This window comes from Pseudomonas sp. TMW 2.1634 (assembly GCF_001703595.1).
In the GTDB taxonomy this organism is placed as follows: Bacteria; Pseudomonadota; Gammaproteobacteria; order Pseudomonadales; family Pseudomonadaceae; genus Aquipseudomonas; species Aquipseudomonas fragi.
Genome location: NZ_CP016849.1, coordinates 1,368,848 through 1,387,780, shown reverse-complemented (window position 1 = coordinate 1,387,780; position 18,933 = coordinate 1,368,848). Strand labels below are relative to the sequence as shown.

The window sequence follows — 18,933 nt, the reverse complement described above, 5'->3', positions numbered from 1 at the left end:
GTTGGGGGGGAGGTTTCCTTGGGCATATTGAACATTCCTGTGCGCACAGTGGGTAATCCACTGCGCGTACAGAAAATTAACATTGCCGGGGCTGCTTCTCGGCCAGCCACAAGCCCGGCTAACGCTAGGACTTGTCGCTGTTTTCAAGGTGTTTGCGGTGTCGGTGCCGCAGGTTTTTTTAAATTTGCCGTGAAGGCAGTGTTACCGTCAAAAGTTGATCGATGCACTCAGGCGCGCCGTTAATGGCGCCCCCTGGAATACATAGTTATCGCCCATGTATTCCCCCACATCGCGCCAGTAGCGCTTGTCGAACAGGTTGTCGACGGTCAGGCGAAACACTGTGTCATAACCTTCGATACGGGTGCTGTAGCGGCTGCCGATATTGAAGATGGCGTAGGCGTCAGCCTGTACCGTTCCCACCTGGCTGGCGTATTTCTTGCCGCTGTACTGCACGCCGCCCAGCAGGGCCAGGCCGTCGACCCAGGGCAGGGCGTAGTCGCCGTAGAGGCTGGCGCGCAGGGTCGGTACGTTGATGGTCTGGTGGCCTTCATATTCGGGCGTGTCGCTGCCGGTGACCCGGGAACGGATCGCCGCGACGCTGGCGGCGATCTGCAGGCGTTCGGTGGCCCAACCGTTGGCCGCCAGCTCAATGCCGGTGTTTTTCTGCTGGCCCTGTTGTACGTAAGTGAACTCGCCATCCTGGGGGCGGGCGTACTGGTAGGCCTGGCGGATCTGAAACAGTGTGGCGCTCAGGCTGATGCGCTGCCAGTCGTACTTGATCCCCGCCTCGATCTGCCGTGACACAGTGGGTGGCAGGATGTCAAAGGCATTGCTGGCAAACCACGGCGCCGTGCCACCCAGTGACAGGCCCTGGCTGTAGCGCGTATACAGGGTCATGTTTTGCACCGGTTTGTAGATCAGAGCCGCCTCGGGAAGGAACTCGTAGCGCTGGGTGTGGCGGGTGGTGTTGCCCTGATTGTCGAAGGTTTTTTCGTCCAGGCGCACTTCGCGACCGCCGAGCAGGGTTTGCCATTGCTCGTTGAAGCTGATCAGGTCGTTGAAGAACACCCCATACTGACGGCTGTCCAGACGGCGATGGCTGTCGTTGAGGGCGCCGTCGTAGCGCTCAAGATTTTCGGGTTCGCTGTCGATATTGCCACTGCCGAGCCAATGGTTGATGGCTTCACGATTATTTACCACACGCCTGAACGCACTGCTGCCCACGGTCAGTTCATGGCCGAGGGTGCCGGTATCAAAGTGACCGCTGAGCGCTGCCTGTAGCTCATCATTACGCCGGGTATCGTCAGGGCTGCGAAAGTCGTAGATGTCGTAACCCCCTTCGGGGGTGAAGTAGTTGCCGACGTTGGGGGTTACGCAGCCGACGGTGCAGCCGCCCCAGGCAAACGAGCTGTAGTCGTCGATCACCACCTTGCTGCGCGAGGCGCTCAGGTTGCCTTTCCAGTTGTCGCTGAAGCGGTACTCGAAGTTGCCGTTGATGTTCAGCGAATCAATGGTCACCGGTTTGGAGCCGCTCTGGTGGGCCAGCAGTTTTTTCGGCGAAGCGTGGTGCGGCAACTCGCTGCCGCCGAGCAGTTGATAGCCCGGTACCGAGCGCTGCTCCTTGTTCTGATACTCCACATCCAGTTGCAACAGTGCGTCGGGGCTGATGTTCCAGTCGAATGCCACCGAGGCAAAATCGCGCTGGCCATTGGCGTGTTTGACGTAAGAGTGGATGTCTTCGTGGGCAACGTTGGCACGCAGGCCGAACTGCTGCTCGCTGCCGAACCAGCCGCCCACATCGGTGGCGATGTAACCGCTACCGCGATCGTCGGTAGACACCGTGACAGAGCGCACATCGGCGGCCCGCTTGGTCACGTAATTGACCGCGCCGCCAGGCTCGGAGACGCCGCTTTGCAAACCTGAAAGGCCCTTGAGCAGCTCTACTTGCTGCTTGTTTTCCAGGCCAACGTTCTGCTCGCCGGTGATGGTGCGGCCATTGATCTTGTAGCTGCTGGCCGAGTTCAGCGAAAAACCGCGCACCACGAAATTTTCGTAATACCCGACCGGCGCGTAACTTTCGCCCACCGAGGCATCGTTTTTCAGCACATCGCTGAGCAGGCGTGCTTGTTGATCTTCAATCAAGGCATCGGTGAACACCGCAATGGCCGCGGGTGTGTCCAGCAAGGGGGCTGCCTCGAAACCACCCACCGAGGCGTTATCGGCCTGCCAGGTGCCGGTTTCGTCGGCGGTCACGGCTGTGGCCGGCAGTTCGGTTTTGGCCGCGTGTACTGCGGGCATGGCGCAGCTTACCAGCAGCCCGAGGCTGAGCGAGCCAAGGGTGAACCGCGGGGCGGACTCTGCCTCGTTGCAAGTCCGGTAAAGCCTTTTCATGCACAGCTCCTGAACAATGGGCAGGCTTGTGACCCGAGCCTGTTTCCTGATCGCCATCATACAGCCATCAGCCGGGACACGCTTGCCGCCGGATTGAGTCAAACCTTGATTTAGACGCGCTGCATGGGTTATAGCTAAAAAGGTCTCCAGTGCTATTACAGGAAATACCAACGTTCTTATGGATGGAATCACACGTATCAATCGCCAGTTGGGCTCACACTTCGCATCCCTGATTGCAAGCTGTGGGCCTCACGTCAAATGCTGCATTCGTGCAGTCACAGGGTGTGTTCCCCGCCTTCTCGCAAACTTCGCTTTCCCTCACCTGAGACCCTGCTTCTCGGGCAGCTGCGCCAACTGGCGCCATTGTTACGTCCCTCCGCCTGACTATTTCTGATCACCAGCCGTTCCGGTGCACTCACGCCCCGCTGTCAATGGTGCGTTCTGCTGCCCGGCATTTGTATTTGAAACCACGTTTTTAATCCAAAGCGTTTGCGCGAGCAGCCAATAATCCCTCGCGCTACAAGGAGCTGTGTTCATGATTTATTTTCAGGGTAAACGAATTTTCAGTGCCATCTTCGACATGGACGGCACCATGTTCGACACCGAGCGCTTGCGCTTCAAGACGCTCAAGCAGGCCGCCGAGGAAATCTATGGCACGCCGCTGAGTGAAGCGACACTGATCGGCTCATTGGGCCTGAGTGCCAAAAAAGCCGAGGCGTTGGCCAGGGCCAATCACGGCGACGACTTCCCCTATGCCCAGGTGCGTCAGCGCGCCGACGAGCTGGAGCTGGCCCACGTTCGCAATCACGGCGTGCCGATCAAGGACGGCCTGCTCGAAGTGCTGGAGCGTTTGCGCAAGTACGGCCTGACGATGGCCGTGGCCACCTCCAGCCGCCGGGCGATTGCCGAGGAATACCTGATCAATGCCAATGTGCTGAAGTACTTCGACGTCACCGTGTGTGGCGATGAAGTGGCCCAGGGCAAGCCCCACCCGGAGATTTTCCTCAAGGCGGCCAGCGCACTCAATTGCCTGCCTGAGCATTGCCTGATGCTGGAAGACTCGCAAAACGGCTTGCTGTCGGCCATTCGCGCCGGCGGCCAGCCGATCCTGATCGAGGACATCAAGGCTCCGGCAGCCGAAGTCAAGGCCGGTGCGCTCAAGGCCTACGCCAGCATGCACGGCTTTCTCGGCGACCTGAGCGAATGCATGCCCGACCTCGGCACCCCGGCACTGACCGAGAGCTTCCCGCCCACCCTCAACCAGTTCAGCGCCGGGATTCATGGCTTTGGTGCAATGGGTGGCGGTTACCTGACGCAGATTTTTTCCCATTGGGATGGCTACACCCGGCCCTGCGAGATTATCGCCGCGACGCGCTCGCGGATGCTGCGCGAGACCATTCAGGCGTTTGGCCGCTTCAGTGTGCGCTACAGCGCCACGTCCTTCGATCAGACCATCGATAACCTGCGCATGATCGACATGGACGACGCCGAAGCGGTGATCCGCATGTACGACGTGGCGGAAATCGTCGGCCTGAGCCTGCCTGAAACCGCTATTCGCAAGCAGGCCGGGGTGATTGCCCAGGGCCTGGTGCGTCGCTACGAGCGCCGGGGCCGTGAGTTGACCATTCTGATTGTGCTGAACAAGGTTGGTGGCGCGGACTTTGTGCGCCGCCAGGTGCAGGCGCAGCTCGAACGGCTGGTTTCGCCCGAGCTGTGCGGCAAGATTCTGGACAACACCCATTTTGTCGAAACGGTGGTCAGCCGCATCGTCTCCAAACTGTCCAATGAAGCCTTGGTGCGCCAGTTGCGGATCAAGTCGAAGATGTTCCAGAACAGCCTCAATGACGAACCCGACGCCCCTCGCGCCGCGCCGCGCACACCGGTGCCCGAGTACGAGCGGTTGATCAGCCGCTTTCGGCCTTTTGCCCAGTCCAGCAACGCCTTGAGCCAGCTGCACCTGATCCTGTTCAACAGCGAGCCGGACATGCCCCTGTATGCCCAGCGCTGCAGCAATCTGCTTGAGCGCTTGCGTCAGGTGAAGACGGTGGACGATATCACCCAGACCCAGGTGATGAAGAACCTGCTGTGGAATGGCCCCCACGCGATCATTGCCTGGTACGCCAGCCTGCTGGGGCATGACTGGTTGGGGCAGGGCATGGGCGATCCACGGGTCAATGAGCTGGCGCAGCGCCTGATCGGCGAGGCCGTCGGCCCGGCACTGGTGGCCGAAAACCCGCATATGGCCGAGGCTGTGGCCGCGTTTTCGAGCACGTTTCTGGAACGCTGCAACACCTCGTTCAAGGACCCCTGTGCCCGGGTCGGGCGTGATCCGCTGCGCAAACTGCAACGCAACGAGCGGATTTTCCGCAGTATCGACCTGGCCAGAAAACATGGCATCGACAGCAGCGCCCTGGAATTAGGCGCTGCGCTGGCCCTGCACTATGCGCTGCGCAGTACTGACAGCAAGGATCTGGAGTGCCAGCAGATGCGCAGCCTGTATCGGGAAAGTAGCAGCATCGAGGCGGTGCTGACCTGGACAGGCAACTACAACGGCCAGCCGTATCCGGGGCTGGATCCGGTGCAGGATGCGGCGTTGATCGCGTCCATCGCCGGACACTTCCACGGTCCGCTCTGTGCTGAATTCGTCATGCAGGCGGCCTGAATCGATCAAGCCGCACGCTCGGCGATGGTCCAGTCTGAAAGGTCTGTTCAAGGAGCTGACCATGAAACGACTGACCCTGGCCCAGGCTTATGAGCTGGCCGAATCGATCTTATTGCATAACGGTTTCAACCCGGCCCATGCGCGTGCAGTGAGTGCCACGGTACTGGCCGGGGAACGCGATGGCTGCGCGTCCCACGGCTTGTACCGGGTGCTGGGCTGCGTCAATTCACTGCGCGCGGGCAAGGTGTCGGCCGATGCCGTGCCCCGGGTAATCGACCAGGCGCCGTCGATTGTGCGCGTGGATGCCGCTGGGGGTTTTTCCCAACTGGCGTTCCAGGCGGGTTTGCCGTTATTGCAGGAAAAAACCCGGGCCAACGGCATTGCGGCACTGGCGATCAACCACTGTGTGCATTTTTCGGCATTGTGGGTGGAGATCGAGCAGTTGACCGCAGCCGGGCTGGTGGCGCTGGCCTGTAACCCGAGCCATGCCTGGGTGGCGCCGGCGGGGGGCAGCCAGCCGGTGTTTGGCACCAACCCCATTGCCTTTGGCTGGCCACGGCCGGGGCGCGACCCGTTTGTCTTTGACTTTGCCACCAGTGCCATTGCGCGTGGCGATATCGAGCTGCATCGCCGGGCCGGCAAGGCTATTCCTGAGGGCTGGGGGGTTGATGCGCACGGGCAACCCAGCAGCGATGCCAGCGTGGTGCTCGACAGCGGCGCGATGCTCACGTTTGGCGGGCATAAAGGTTCGGCGCTGGCGGCGATGGTGGAGTTGATCGCCGGGCCCTTGATCGGCGACTTGACCAGTGCCGAATCCCTGGCCTGGGACGCGGGAAGCAAGTCGTCGCCGTATCATGGCGAGTTGATCATCGCGCTGGACCCCCAGCGTTTTCTGGGGGCAGCAACCGAGGAACATCTGGCCCGGGCCGAAGGGTTGTTTGCTGGCATCGAAGGGCAGGGCGCGCGCTTGCCGTCACAGCGCAGGTATGAGGCGCGGGCGCGCAGCGAGGTGGAGGGGGTGCAGATCCCGTTAGCCTTGTTCAATGACCTGCAGGCCTTGCTGAAGGGATAGGTGTGCGGGGTGGCGCTGGTTGTGGGAGCGGGCTTGCCCGCGATGGCAGCGCCACGGTTTGACTGAAACACCGCAGCGATCCCATCGCGGGCAAGCCCGCTCCCACAGGGGATCCCCTATGGGTCAGGCCAGCGAATCGCCCTGACGTGCAGTCGTCACCGCAGGCTCATCCTGCGCCGAGATACGCGCCGCCGATTCAGCGTCCACCAGATGCAGCGATTTGCCCCGCGTCTCGCGGGTCAGGCCCACCGCTACGATCGAGATCAACGATGCCCCCACCAGGTACCAGGCGATAGGCGTTGAGCTGTGGTACTTGTTGAGCAGGGTGATGGCGATCAACGGTGCCAGCGAACCGGCAAAGATCGGTGCCACCTGGTAGCACAGCGACAGGGCTGTGTAGCGCACATGGGTGGGGAACATTTCGGCCATCAGCGCCGAGTAAGGTGCATAGGTCATCGACTCGATGGCCAGGCCCAGGGTAATGGCCGCCATGATCAGCCAGTTGTTGCCGGTGTCCATCATCGGAAAACCGACAAAGCCCCAGAACGCTGTCAGCACCGCACCCACCAGGTACACCGGCTTGCGGCCCACCAGGTCGGACAGATAACCCATCAGCGGAATCATGAAAAAGTGCAGCAGGTGGGCACCGAACATCAACAACAGGATTTCTGAGGTGTCCTTGTGCACCACCAGTTTCAGGTAGGTGATCGAGAACGTGACCACGGTGTAGTAGAGAATGTTTTCCGCAAAGCGCGCACCTATGCCTACCAGCACCGAGCGCCAGTGATGACGCAGGACTTCAACCACCCCCAGTTGCTGTTGCTTGTTTTGCGCCTGACGGGCCTGGGCCTCCTTGAAAATCGGGGCGTCGTCGACGCTGGTGCGGATCCAGTAGCCGATCAGTACCACCACGGCCGAGAACCAGAACGCTACACGCCAGCCCCAGGCGAGAAAGTCCGCCTCCGAGAGTGTCGTCGACAGCAGTAGCAGGGCAACGGTGGCGACCAGGTTGCCCGCCGGAACCCCGGCTTGTGGCCAACTGGCCCAGAAGCCACGGCGGTTGTCCGGGCAGTGTTCGGACACCAGCAAAATGGCCCCGCCCCATTCACCGCCAAAGGCGAAGCCCTGAATCAGGCGCAGCAATACCAGCAGCACCGGTGCGGCGTAGCCGATGGTGTCGAAACCGGGCAGGCAGCCCATCAGGAAGGTGGTGATGCCCACTACCACCAGGCTCAGTTGCAGCAGGCGCTTGCGGCCGAATTTGTCACCATAGTGACCAAACACCAGGCCACCCAGTGGCCGGGCCAGAAAACCTACGGCATACAGGGCGAAGGCCGCAATGATGCCGTCAATCGGACTGTCGGTCTGGCGGAAAAACAGCTGGCCAAACACCAGTGCCGAGGCCGTGCCGTAAAGGAAGAATTCATACCATTCTGCGACTGTACCGGCCATGGCTGCTGCCACGACACGTTTGAGTCCGGCAGGGCTGGTGGTTGCGTGAGAAGGTTGTGTCGTCATGCGGGTTATCCTTAAGGGGCGCGAAGACAGGGGGCAGGGCGGGCACGCGCCGGCCCGCCCCGGCTATCAGTCAAAGACCGACGTCAGGCAAGTGCGGGCGGTTGGCCAGGGCCCTGGCCATGATCTGCTCGACAAATTCACGATCCTCACGGGGCAGGGCCAGGCGCGGCGGGCGGGTCAGGGCGCTGCCGCGACCGGCAATGGCTTCGCACAACTTGATGCACTGCACCAGGTCGGCACGCGCGTCCAGGTGCAGGATCGGCATCAGCCATTCATAGATCGGCATGGCTTCGGCAAAGCGCCCGGCCTTGGCCAGGCGAAAAATGGTTTCGCCTTCCTTGGGGAATACGTTGGACATGCCCGACACCCAGCCCTCGGCACCCACGGCCAGGCTTTCCAGCACCACGTCGTCGAGCCCGGCAAACAGCACAAAGCGCTCGCCCACTTCGTTGCGAATATCGATAAAGCGCCGGGTATCGCCCGATGAATCCTTGAAACACACCACGTTGTCGCAGTCGGCCAGGGAAATCAGGATGTCGGGGGTGACGTCGTTTTTGTAGATCGGCGGGTTGTTGTAGACCATCAACGGTACATCGGCATTTTTCGCCACATAGCGATAGTGCTCGGCGGTCTCGAAGGGTTTGGAGCCGTAGACCAGCGCAGGCATCAGCATCACGCCATCCACGCCGACCTTGCGTACCGCATTGGCCACCTTGGCCGCCTGCACGCTGGTGAATTCGGCCACGCCGCAAATCACCGGGACCCGGCCGCGGGAGGCGTCCACCGCGACTTCGGTGACGGCAATTTTCTCTTCGGCGCTCAGCGAGGTGTTTTCCCCCACCGAACCGCACACCACCAGGCCGGACACACCGTCGCGGATCACGTTGGAAATCACCTGGTGGGTCTTGTCCAGGTTGATGCTGAAGTCATCGTTGAATTGAGTGGTCACCGCAGGGAAGACGCCACTCCAGTTGATGCGCTTGCTCATGTTTGTTGCCTCCGGTTGTATTAATCGTATTTCGTATACGTTTGCAGGGATGTTTTTTTGCCCTTGTGGGAGCGGGCTTGCTCGCGATTGCATCGCTGTGGTGTGCCTGCCAGACCGTGTCGTCTGCATCGCAGGCAAGCCAGCTCCCACAGGTCTATCGCGAGCAAGCCAGCTCCCACAGGGCGGGTTGTTGTGGGCGGGGTTACGCCCCCGGCCAGGTATCCGACAGGCGATAGCCCTGGGGCCACGGATCGCTCGGGTCCAGCAGCAGCTGGTGGGTGCCGGTGATCCAGGCCCGGCCGGATATGCACGGGTAGATCGCCGTGCGCCCGGCCACTTCGGTCATGGAGTCGATACGGCAATGAAATTCCGAGCCAATGATCGAACGGCCGATAAAGCGCTCGCCCACCTTGAGCACGCCCTTGGCCTGCAACACCGCCATGCGCGCCGAGCAGCCGGTGCCGCAGGGCGAGCGGTCGATCTTGCCCGGGCGGATCACCACCGCGTTGGCCGCACTGGCTACGCCGTTTTCGTACTGCACGGGCGCGGCGATCTGGCAAAAGGAGATATGCGACCAGTCCGGGTTCAGCGGGTGAACAAACCCCAGCTGTTCGTTGGCGGCACGGGTGATTTTCAGGCCGATTTCAACGATATCTTTGGCTTCATCCGGGCTGATCGAAAAGCCCAGCTCCTTGGCATCGGCGAGCACGAAGCTGTCACCGCCATAGGCCGTGTCGACCTTGAGCGAGCCCAGGCCCTCGACTTCGATCCAGGCATCCAGGCGATCGGCAAAGGACGGCACGTTCTTGATCTCGACCCGTTGCACCTTGCCGTCGCGGCAGTCGGCCACGGCTTCGATCAGGCCCCCGGGGGCTTCGAGCACCAGCCGGGTCTGCGGCTCGGTCATCGGCAGGATGCCGCTGTCGAGCAACACCGTGGACACGCACATCGAGTTGGAGCCGGACATGGGCGGCGTGTCGGCCGGCTCCATGATGATCCAGGCCATTTGCGCCCGTGGGTCCTTGGCCGGCACCAGCAGGTTGACGTGGCGGAACACCCCGCCACGGGGTTCGTTGAGCACGAAGTTGCGCAGGGTTTCATCCCGGGCAATCCAGCGCGACTGCTCCCACACCGTGGCACCCGGTGGCGGTGCCACGCCGCCGACAATCACGTCACCGACCTCGCCCTCGGCGTGACAGCTGACCACATGAATGACTTTCGATGAACGCATGCTCTGCTCCTATTTGACTGACTTGAGGAAGGCCGCGGTTTCCGCGTGCACAGGGTTGCCGATGACTTGATCGGGGGAGCCGATTTCGTGCACCAGGCCATTGCGAAAGAACGCCACGCGGTCGGACACATCCCGCGCGAAGCGGATTTCATGGGTTACCAGGACCATGGTCATGCCGTCTTCGGCGAGCATGCGCATGGTGTCCAGCACTTCACCCACCAGTTGCGGGTCGAGGGCCGAGGTGGCTTCGTCGAACAGCATGTAGTCGGGGGACATGGCTAGGGCGCGGGCGATGGCCATACGCTGTTGCTGGCCGCCGGACAACTTGCCGGGGAAGGTCTTGAGCTTGTCGCCCAGGCCCACATGGGTCAGTTGCTGCACCGCCAGCGCCTCGGCTTCAGCCTTGCTTTTACCCAGTACCTTGCGCGGTGCCAGCATCACGTTTTCCAGCACGGTGAGATGGGGGAAAGCGTTCCATTGCTGGAACACGATGCCGATTTTCTGCCGCAGGCGGTTGAGGTCGGTGGCACGGTCGTGGACTTCGATGCCGTCGACGCGGATATGCCCTTGCTGGATCGGCTCCAGGCCGTTGATGCACATCAGCAATGTCGACTTGCCGGAGCCGGAGCCGCCGATAATCGACACCACTTCACCCTTGTCCACGGTCAGGCTCACGCCCTTGACCACTTCCAGGTCGCCGAATGATTTGTGGACGTTGACGATCTCAATCATTTTCTTGCCACCTTTTTTCCAGGCGAGCACCAAGGCGGGCGACCACCAGGCTCATGACGTAATAGATAAGGCCCGCGATGCACAGCACCAGCATTGGTTCCTGAATGCGGGTGACGATGGTTTGCGAGGCGCGCAGCAGTTCGACGATGCCGATCCACATCACCAGGGCGGTGTCTTTCATCACGCTGAGCACCAGGTTGAGCCAGCCGGGGAAGGCCACGCGCATGGCAATGGGCAACACGATATAGCGCAAATCCTGCAGGTAGCTCAGGCCCAGGGAGCGGCTGGCCCGGCGCACGGTGAACGGCACCGCCAGCACGCCGCTGCGCACGATCTCGGTGAAGTACGCGGCGGCATACACCCCCAGTACGATGCAGCCAACGCTGAAGGCGCTGATGTTCAAGCCGACGATGCTCTTGAGCGAGTTGAACAGCACGAACTGGATCAGCAACGGTACGCTGCGAAACACATCCAGCACCCACGCCAGCGGCAGGCTGGCCCGAGGCAGCAAGGCGCGCAGCAGGCCGAACAGTAGGCCGGCAACGGTGCCGAGCAAGATCGCCCAGCTGGTCAGTTGCAGGGTGACCCATGCCCCCTGCAGCAAAAACACAAAATCGTTCCAGGTAAAACTGGTGGAAAACATGGGCTAGTCCTCAGTAACGAAACAGCCGCCAGGCCATCAGCCGGGCGACGGCAACGATCGCCTTGGCAATCAGGTAATACAGCACCGCGGCAATGGCGAAGTATTCGAAGGTGCGGAACGTTTTGACGTTGTAGTCCTGGGTTACACCGGTGAGGTCGTTGTTCAGGCCCACGATCACGCCCAGCGAAGTCATCAGTACCGCCCAGACCATCTGGTTGGTCAGCGGGTAGAACACGATGCGCAGCAATTGCGGCACGACGATCATGCGGTAGGTCTGGAAGGCGCTCATGCCCAGCGAGCGAGCGGCGCGTATCTGGGTGTCGGGCACGGCCTTGAGGCCGCCGCGAAAGTTCTCCGCCAGATAGCCGGCATTGTTGAACGTAATCCCGGCCAGCAGGGCGATCCATGAACTGACATGCAGGCCCAGGGAACCGAGACCGAAGTACAGGACATAGATCTGGAACAGCGAGGGCGTATTGCGGGCGATGGACACCCAGGCATTGCCGGTGCCGCGCAGCAGCGGGTTTTTGCTTTCGCGCATGACCGTCAGGGCGAGGGCGATCAAGACGCCGAAGATCATCGACAAGGCCGCGGTCTCGAAGGTCACCAGGGCACCGGCGAGCATATCCGGCAAGGCGCGCAGGGCAGAGCGCCATTGGAAGGTGTAGTCAAACATGGGTTGCGTTCTCCAGTGAGGCAGCGGGTTGCAGCCACGCTGGCAAACGCCCGCTGGCCGTAGCGCTGCACGCCGCATCCACACACTCGGCGAGGCTGGCGAAATGAACTTTGCGGCCCACCAGGCCGGGGGCGTAATGGGCGTATTTGCCCGAGTTGGTCATCAGGTTCCTGGCCGCCGGAGGAATCACCGGCTCACCGAGCATGCACCAGCAGGTGTCGCTGACGATCACGGCGCCAAAGGCTTCGAGCACCCCGACATGCCCGGCGGCACGGGCCTGTTCCAGCACGGCACGGCCACAGGTGATCGCCAGCACCACATCAGGGTGACGCATGCGGCCCTGGCACAGGCGCGCCAGATGGGCGAACTCGCTGAGGGAAAAGTGCGGGTTGCCCAATGACACCACGTCGACCTGCGGGTCTCGGGCGCTGTTGAGTTCGTGCCAGCTGAGCAGCAAGTCTTCAAGGCTGACCTTGATCACCTGCAGCGGACCGTCGATGACCTGTGCGGGGTCGAGGGCTTCGGGGGTGACACCGGCGATATGAAACAGGGGGGCGGCGCTGGTGGTAGCAAAGGCCGCGCCGAATGCCTTGAGATCGTCCAGGTCCGGATGCTGCTTGAGCCCCATAATCAGCGGGATCCGGCTGCCGGCCAACGCACCGATGTGATAGCCCAGCAGGGGGTAAAACGCGTCATCAAGGGTGCCCAGGGTTGGCAGCTCGATTTGCAGGCGGGCCTTGCGCTGGTCCTCCAGATGGCAGCCGATCAGCGGTGCGCGACCCGTGAGGGCAATGCAGATATCCAGATAGTCGGGGTACTTGAGTGTGCGGGCGCCGAGCACGCTGTTGGCGTAAACCACCGCGTTGGATTCGGCCCAGACAATTTGCTCGCCCGCCTTGGGCGCACTGTCGAGCAGGTAAGGGGCACAGGTGAAACTCAGTTGCGCACCCATAGCCATATAAGCATCGCCCAAGGCACTGGCAGGTACGCCGAGTGCCGGGTCGATCCCCAGCTCGCGCCAGCGGCGCTGGTCCACGGAAATTGAATTGAGGGTGGTGGGTACGCGAACTTTTGCGCCCCATGCCACCAGTTGCTGCGCAAAGCGCAAACTCGCCGGCCCGGTATAGATGCAGCCGTCGATATGGGCCTGGGTGATGTCGACCAGTTGCGTGGCACCTTGAATCTGCGCCATGCGCAACACGATCTGCATGGCAACCTGGGCGGCTTTGCCGTAACTGCCGGCGAGCAGTGCACGGTCGTGTTCGGTCAGTTCGATCGAGGCGTGTGCTTCTGCGGTCGGTGTGTCGTTGTGCGGTGGCGCAGTGTCGTCAGGTGCTGAGTCGTAGAGGCTTAGATGTGTGCCATCGACCCTGGCGAACGCGTTGCCGCGCAATTGGCCAAAGGCTTCCCTGCCGATGCACAGCACCGGCAGGGAACGCTGGAACAGGGTCCGGGCGACCAGCACGCCAAGGGTCAGGATCTCGTCGGCTTCAGCCAGCACCAGCGCCGCGGGGGCATGGCCATTGCTGATCAGTTCCATCAGCACGCTGCTGCCGGTGCAGGAGCCGCGTCCGCTGGGGATCGCCAGCACGCGCCCCGCCAGGCATTCGCCGCTGAGGGGGTGATGGCGGTCGATCACTTCGCCGCTGAACGGGTCGACCCCGCCCCAGAAACTCAGGCCGACATCGGCGTACAACAGTGGGGCGGATGCATGGCCATCAACCAGGCTGCGGCCTTCAAGAGCACTTATCCCGGACATGCTGGATACCTCAGTAGTAGACGTGAGGTACGGTCAGATCAGCCGGTGGAATCTCGGTCCCGACCCATTTGGTCCACAGCTCCTTGTAGCGTCCGGTGCGTACTTGCTGGTTGACGAACAGGTTGAGGTAGTTGAGCAGGCCGTACTCGTTGCGCTTGGCGCCCAGGGACACGTAATCGACCACATAGGGCGCGTTACCGGCGACCTTAAGGTTTTTGTACTTGCCTGATTTAAGGGTAGCTGCGGCCACGGTATTGGTCACCACGGTGGCTTCGATATGGCCCTGGGCGACGGCCAGCAGGGTGTCGTTCTGCGACTGATAGGCACGGAACGAACCGCTGCCCCAGTTTTTCACGTCTTTCTCCAGGGCGATGGCCTCATAGGTGCCGCTGGTGTTGCCCAGCGCCTTGCCCTTGAGGTCGTCGAAGCTGTTGATGCCCGTGTTGTCGCGGGTCAGTACCACCATCTGGAAGGCGAAGTAAGGGATGCTCAGGCCCACGGTCTTGGCCCGTTCCAGGGTGTCGGAAGTGGACGCCACGATGACATCGGCCCGCCCGGAGACCAGTGCCGGGATGCGGTCGGGGAACGGGGTTTCAACGATTTCGGCATCCACGCCCAGCACTTTTGCCAGGTCGTTGCAGTAGTCCACATCGAAGCCTACCGGCTTGTTGGCTTCGTCACGCGAGCCCATCGGCGGGAAGTCCAGGGTCACGGCGCAGCGCAACTTGCCCGAACCGATAATGTCGTCGAGCTTGTCGGCCTGGGCCGTGGCAATAAAAGAGGTACTGAGAACAGCGCTAAGGGCTACGGCAAGTACGGGGTTTTTCATGGAAGCCTCGGAGTCGTTGAAGTGCTGTTGAAAATCGTTCTTTGGATTTCGTATACGATATTTGTTTAGCAAATCGTGTGCCGATTGTTCCTGCAAAGCTGTAATCAGCGCGGGAGAGGGTTTGTCACGGGTTTGCGCGGTGGGGTGTTGGGGTGGGCGGTGTTACAGAAGGGAGCAGTGACGTAGGAAATGCCCCACAAGGGAACACTTTGGGAGGTTGTTCCTGACAATTAGGCCCACTCCTGTGGGAGCGGGCTTGCCCGCGATGGCATCAACGCGGTTTGGCTGAAAGACCGCAGCGTCAATATCGCAGGCAAGCCAGCTCCTACAGGGTATGCGGCGCTCGCACCATTCGGCACATACCGGTGGGAGCGGGCTTGCCCGCGATGGCATCAACGCGGTTTGGCTGGCAGACTGCAGCGTCTGCATCGCAGGCAAGCCAGCTCCCACAGGGTATGCGGCGCTCGCACCATTCGACACTCTCCTGTGGGAGCGTGCTTGCCCGCGATGGCATCAACGCGGTTTGGCTGAAAGACCGCAGCGTCAGTATCGCAGGCAAGCCAGCTCCTACAGGGTATGCGGCGCTCGCACCATTCGGCACTCTCCTGTGGGAGCGGGCTTGCCCGCGATGGCATCAACGCGGTTTGGCTGGCAGCCCGCAGCGTCTGCATCGCAGGCAAGCCAGCTCCTACAGGGCATGCGGCGCTCGCACCATTCGACACTCTCCTGTGGGAGCGTGCTTGCCCGCGATGGCATCAACGCGGTTTGGCTGAAAGACCGCAGCGTCAGTATCGCAGGCAAGCCAGCTCCTACAGGGTATGCGGCGCTCGCACCATTCGGCACACACCGGTGGGAGCGGGCTTGCCCTCGATGGCATCAACGCGGTTTGGCTGGCAGACCGCAGCGTCTGCATCGCAGGCAAGCCAGCTCCTACAGGGCATGCGGCGCTCGCACCATTAGGCACACACCGGTGGGAGCGGGCTTGCCCGCTATGGCATCAACGCGGTTTGGCTGGCGGACCGCAGCGTCAGTATCGCAGGCAAGCCAGCTCCTACAGGGTATGCGGCGCTCGCACCATTCGGCACACACCGGTGGGAGCGGGCTTGCCCGCGATGGCATCAACGCGGTTTGGCTGAAAGACCGCAGCGTCTGCATCGCAGGCAAGCCAGCTGCTACAGGGCATGCGGCGCTCGCACCATTAGGCACATACCGGTGGGAGCGGGCTTGCCCGCGATGGAATCAACGCGGTTTGGCTGGCAGCCCGCAGCGTCTGCATCGCAGGCAAGCCAGCTCCCACAGGGTATGCGGCGCTCGCACCATTCGGCCCACTCCTGTGGGAGCGGGCTTGCCCGCGATGGCATCAACGCGGTTTGGCTGGCAGCCCGCAGCGTCTGCAGGCCAATCAATGGCTTTGCGGCAAATGCTCAAACAGGGTTTTGCACACACCGGCGATATGCTCATCCAGCAACTTGACCGCCAGCTCCACATCGCCGGCGCGGCAGGCATCGAGGATTTCACGGTGTTCGTGGTCGGCGCGGTGCTTGCCCGCCGACAAACTCATCTGCATGCGCAGGTAGCGCTCCAGCTTGTCATTGACCGAACGGATCAGGCTGATCATGAAGGGCCGCTGCGCAGGCTCGTACAAACAGGCATGCAGTTCCCAGTTGAGCTCGGCCCAGCGGCCCACGTCATCTTCACCCACAAACTCCTGGCAGATGCGTTCGGCACGGGCAAAGGTGTCTGCGGTCATGTTGGGGATGGCCAGGCGCAGCAACTTGTCTTCAAGGAGCATGCGCACTTCGAACATTTGCGCCAGTTCCGCCTCGGAAATCCGCGTGACCATCGCGCCGCGGTTACGCTGGAACATCACCAGCCCTTCCGCTTCAAGCCGCTTGAGGGCTTCGCGCACGGGGATCTTGCTCACATTGAACTGGCGGGCGATATCATCCTGGCGAATCGGTTCGTCTTCAGCGAAATGCCCGGCGACAATCGCGTCGCGCAGATGCAGGGTGATGATTTCCGACGTGGAAGGTGAGTTACCCAGGTCGGGAGCATTGAATTTTGGGTGGGCCACGGCGATCATCGTTCACTGGTAAAAAAGATATGGTATACGAAACGCAAATGGACCGGGTAATACCCTCTCTACGCTGGGGTCATTGGCCTGTGGTCGCGGGCACCTGGTTTTTCAGGGTAAGCAGCGCATCCAGCCCGCCCTCGGGGCGATTGTGCAAGGTCAATGTGCCGCCGTGGGCGACTGCCACGGTGTGGGCGATACTCAAGCCCAGGCCATAGCCGCCGCTGCGGCTGTTGCGCGAAGACTCCAGCCGGTAGAACGGCTCCAGCACCTGGGTCAGTTGCTGCGCGGCTATCCCCGGGCCGCTGTCCCTGACCGTGATGCTCAGGCCATCGGGGTGTTCGTCGACCAGCACCTGCACATCGCGGGCATAACGCACGGCGTTTTCCAGCAGGTTCTGTATGCAGCGTTTCAGGCTGCGGGCATAACCCGACACCGGGCGGCTGGCGCGTCCGTTCAGGGTGATGGTTGCTCCCATGTCGTGCAGGTCGGCCTGCAGGCTTTGCAGCAAGGCGTTGAGGTCGATGTTCTGGCGCGGCTCGTTGATTTCACCGCTGCTGACAAATTCCAGGGTGGTGGAGACCAGCCCCTCCATGTCCGTCAAGTCATTGCGAAAACGCTGCTTGAGTGCTTCGTCGTCGAGCATTTCGGTGCGCAGGCGCAGGCGGGTGATGGGCGAGCGCAGATCGTGGGACACCGCCGCCAGAAAGCGCGTGCGCTCAGCCATGCTGGCCAGCAGGCGCTGCTGCATCAGGTTGAAGGCCTGGGCCGCACGCTGCACTTCCACCGGCCCTTTAATCGGCAGTGGCTGGCGGCGGATATCCTGCCCCAGTGCTTGCGCAGCCTGCGCCAGTTGATTGAGCGGGCGAACGGCCAGGCGTACCGCGAGCAACACGATGATCGCCACCACGATGATGCGCACCAGATAGATACGCATAAAGTAATCGAGCAGCACATCGGCCGGCGCCATGCTGGTCCAGCCCTGATCCTCGGTGGCCTGCACATGCAGCCAGCGGCCGTCGGCCAGGCGCAGCTCAAGGGTGAATTGCCCGGCAGCGGGGCTGGAGCCGAACAGGGTATCCACCCCGGCCTTGTGCCCCTGGCTGTCGAGCAGGGTGAGGTTTAGCAGGTTCAGGGCCGTGCGCGACGCGGTTTTTTCATCGACCAGGCTGCGCAGCAACGATTCGGTAGCCTGGTCCTGGAGGGGCAGTGTGTTGCGCTGCATATCAGCGGCGTTGCGCAGTTCGAGGTTGAAAGCCGGGGTGCTGAGGTTATGCAAAAAAAGCTCGATGTGCTGCGGATCGCTGCGGGCAACCCGCACGATATCGGCCAGGCGGCTGGCAATCAGGCGCGTGGGGATTTCCAGCACCTGACTGTGGCGCACGTCATACCAGATGCTGCTGGTCAGCACCTGGGCGGCGAGCATGCCCGTGACCAGGATCACCACCAGCCGACCGTAGAGGGTACGCGGCAACAACGTCATGATTCGCTCGTCACGCAGGCCGAAGTGAGCATATAGCCTTCATTGCGTACGGTCTTGATCAGGCCGGGGGCCAGTTGCTGACGCAGGCGGCTGACGCACACATCAATGGAGCGATCGAAAGGCGTGCTGTCCTTGTCGAACACATGGTTGAGCAAAAAGTCCCGGCTCAACGGCCGGTTGGGGTGCTGTAACAGCAGGCGCAGCACGCGGTAGTCGGAGTTGCCCAGGCTGATCACCAGGCCTTCGGCGGACAGCACCTGGCGAGCGCGGGTGTCGAGGCGCCACTGGTCGAAGCGGACAAAGGGCGCCTCATCGATACGGGCGCGCTCGGGGAAACTCTGCGCCCGACGCAACACCACCTTGATGCGCACCAGTAATTCACGCGGATCGAAGGGTTTGGGCAAGTAGTCATCGGCGCCGATTTCCAGGCCGACGATGCGGTCGATCAGGCTGGCGCGTGCCGTGAGCATGATCACCGGGATATTGGAGCTGGCACGCAGAGTTCGGCACAGGCTCAGGCCGTCTTCGCCGGGCAGCATCAGATCGAGCACGATCAGGTCGATCACGTTCAGCTCCAGGCGCCGGCGCATTTCCTTGCCGTCGCAGGCCGTGCAGGTTTGGTAACCGGCGTCGCGCAGGTAGTCGGCCAGCAACTGGCGGATTTCGGGGTCGTCATCGACGATCAATATATGGTCTTGCTTGGACATGGGCTTCGGGTACGCCTTGGGGCTCGCAGCAATAGCGGATTTCACGCGGTGGAGCCAAACGAAATGTAATGGAATGTTGTGGGCGCTGATTTCGTGCAGTGCCGATACAAAGTCGGGCCATCCGCGGCAATGACGCTCTTTAGAATGGCGAATCTAAATGCGAGTCAT

At 61.8% G+C, this 18,933-nt stretch carries 14 protein-coding genes; 2 read left to right on the top strand and 12 right to left on the bottom strand.

Annotation, left to right across the window (positions count from 1 at the left end):
- Nucleotides 1–207: 207 nt before the first annotated feature.
- Nucleotides 208–2,391, bottom strand: coding sequence for a TonB-dependent siderophore receptor (locus BFC21_RS06535; RefSeq protein WP_120265822.1), 2,184 nt, complete (start codon nt 2,389–2,391; stop codon nt 208–210).
- A gap of 535 nt (nt 2,392–2,926) precedes the next feature.
- Between BFC21_RS06535 and mtlD the strand changes: the two genes are divergently transcribed.
- Together mtlD and BFC21_RS06525 are read left to right on the top strand one after the other, a co-directional pair.
- On the top strand, nt 2,927–5,053 hold the full coding sequence (gene mtlD / locus BFC21_RS06530) for a bifunctional mannitol-1-phosphate dehydrogenase/phosphatase (protein WP_120265821.1): 2,127 nt from the start codon (nt 2,927–2,929) through the stop codon (nt 5,051–5,053).
- Nucleotides 5,054–5,114: 61 nt separating this feature from the next.
- Nucleotides 5,115–6,125 carry an Ldh family oxidoreductase gene (locus tag BFC21_RS06525; protein WP_095003707.1) on the top strand — a complete coding sequence of 337 codons (1,011 nt, stop codon included), beginning with the start codon at nt 5,115–5,117 and terminating at the stop codon, nt 6,123–6,125.
- A 123-nt stretch (nt 6,126–6,248) separates the two neighbouring features.
- Here the strand turns inward: BFC21_RS06525 and abaF are convergent, their stop codons facing one another.
- The 11 genes from abaF to BFC21_RS06455 all read right to left on the bottom strand — a co-directional run bounded on the left by abaF (nt 6,249) and on the right by BFC21_RS06455 (nt 18,765).
- Entirely contained in the window at nt 6,249–7,643 is a 1,395-nt protein-coding gene (gene abaF / locus BFC21_RS06515) for a fosfomycin efflux MFS transporter AbaF (protein WP_088377490.1), read from the bottom strand.
- A 70-nt stretch (nt 7,644–7,713) separates the two neighbouring features.
- A complete protein-coding gene (locus tag BFC21_RS06510) occupies nt 7,714–8,631 on the bottom strand; it encodes a dihydrodipicolinate synthase family protein (RefSeq protein ID WP_095003708.1) in 918 nt (305 codons plus the stop codon).
- A gap of 202 nt (nt 8,632–8,833) precedes the next feature.
- Complete coding sequence (locus tag BFC21_RS06505; RefSeq protein ID WP_088377489.1) at nt 8,834–9,862, bottom strand: proline racemase family protein; 1,029 nt, start codon at nt 9,860–9,862, stop codon at nt 8,834–8,836.
- 9 nt (nt 9,863–9,871) lie between these two features.
- Nucleotides 9,872–10,594: an amino acid ABC transporter ATP-binding protein gene (locus BFC21_RS06500; protein ID WP_088377488.1), complete on the bottom strand. Its 723-nt coding sequence runs from the start codon at nt 10,592–10,594 to the stop codon at nt 9,872–9,874.
- Complete coding sequence (locus BFC21_RS06495) at nt 10,587–11,237, bottom strand: amino acid ABC transporter permease (protein ID WP_086797303.1); 651 nt, start codon at nt 11,235–11,237, stop codon at nt 10,587–10,589. Before BFC21_RS06495 ends, BFC21_RS06500 begins: the two co-directional genes overlap by 8 nt.
- Nucleotides 11,238–11,247: 10 nt before the next feature.
- Nucleotides 11,248–11,913: an amino acid ABC transporter permease gene (locus BFC21_RS06490; protein WP_088377487.1), complete on the bottom strand. Its 666-nt coding sequence runs from the start codon at nt 11,911–11,913 to the stop codon at nt 11,248–11,250.
- Nucleotides 11,906–13,672 (bottom strand): aconitase X, encoded by a 1,767-nt coding sequence (locus BFC21_RS06485; RefSeq protein WP_120265820.1) that lies wholly within the window; start codon nt 13,670–13,672, stop codon nt 11,906–11,908. The genes BFC21_RS06490 and BFC21_RS06485 overlap by 8 nt, the downstream gene beginning before the upstream one ends.
- Nucleotides 13,673–13,682: 10 nt before the next feature.
- Nucleotides 13,683–14,501 (bottom strand): transporter substrate-binding domain-containing protein, encoded by an 819-nt coding sequence (locus BFC21_RS06480; RefSeq protein ID WP_016781074.1) that lies wholly within the window; start codon nt 14,499–14,501, stop codon nt 13,683–13,685.
- Nucleotides 14,502–15,903: 1,402 nt separating this feature from the next.
- The gene (locus tag BFC21_RS06465; protein WP_088377485.1) at nt 15,904–16,584 is read right to left on the bottom strand and encodes a GntR family transcriptional regulator; all 681 of its coding nucleotides are present in this window, start codon (nt 16,582–16,584) and stop codon (nt 15,904–15,906) included.
- A 70-nt stretch (nt 16,585–16,654) separates the two neighbouring features.
- Nucleotides 16,655–18,058, bottom strand: a complete 1,404-nt coding sequence (locus tag BFC21_RS06460) for an ATP-binding protein (RefSeq protein ID WP_120265817.1) — start codon at nt 18,056–18,058, stop codon at nt 16,655–16,657.
- Nucleotides 18,055–18,765, bottom strand: coding sequence for a response regulator (locus BFC21_RS06455; protein ID WP_088377483.1), 711 nt, complete (start codon nt 18,763–18,765; stop codon nt 18,055–18,057). The genes BFC21_RS06460 and BFC21_RS06455 overlap by 4 nt, the downstream gene beginning before the upstream one ends.
- Between the last annotated feature and the right edge of the window lie 168 nt (nt 18,766–18,933).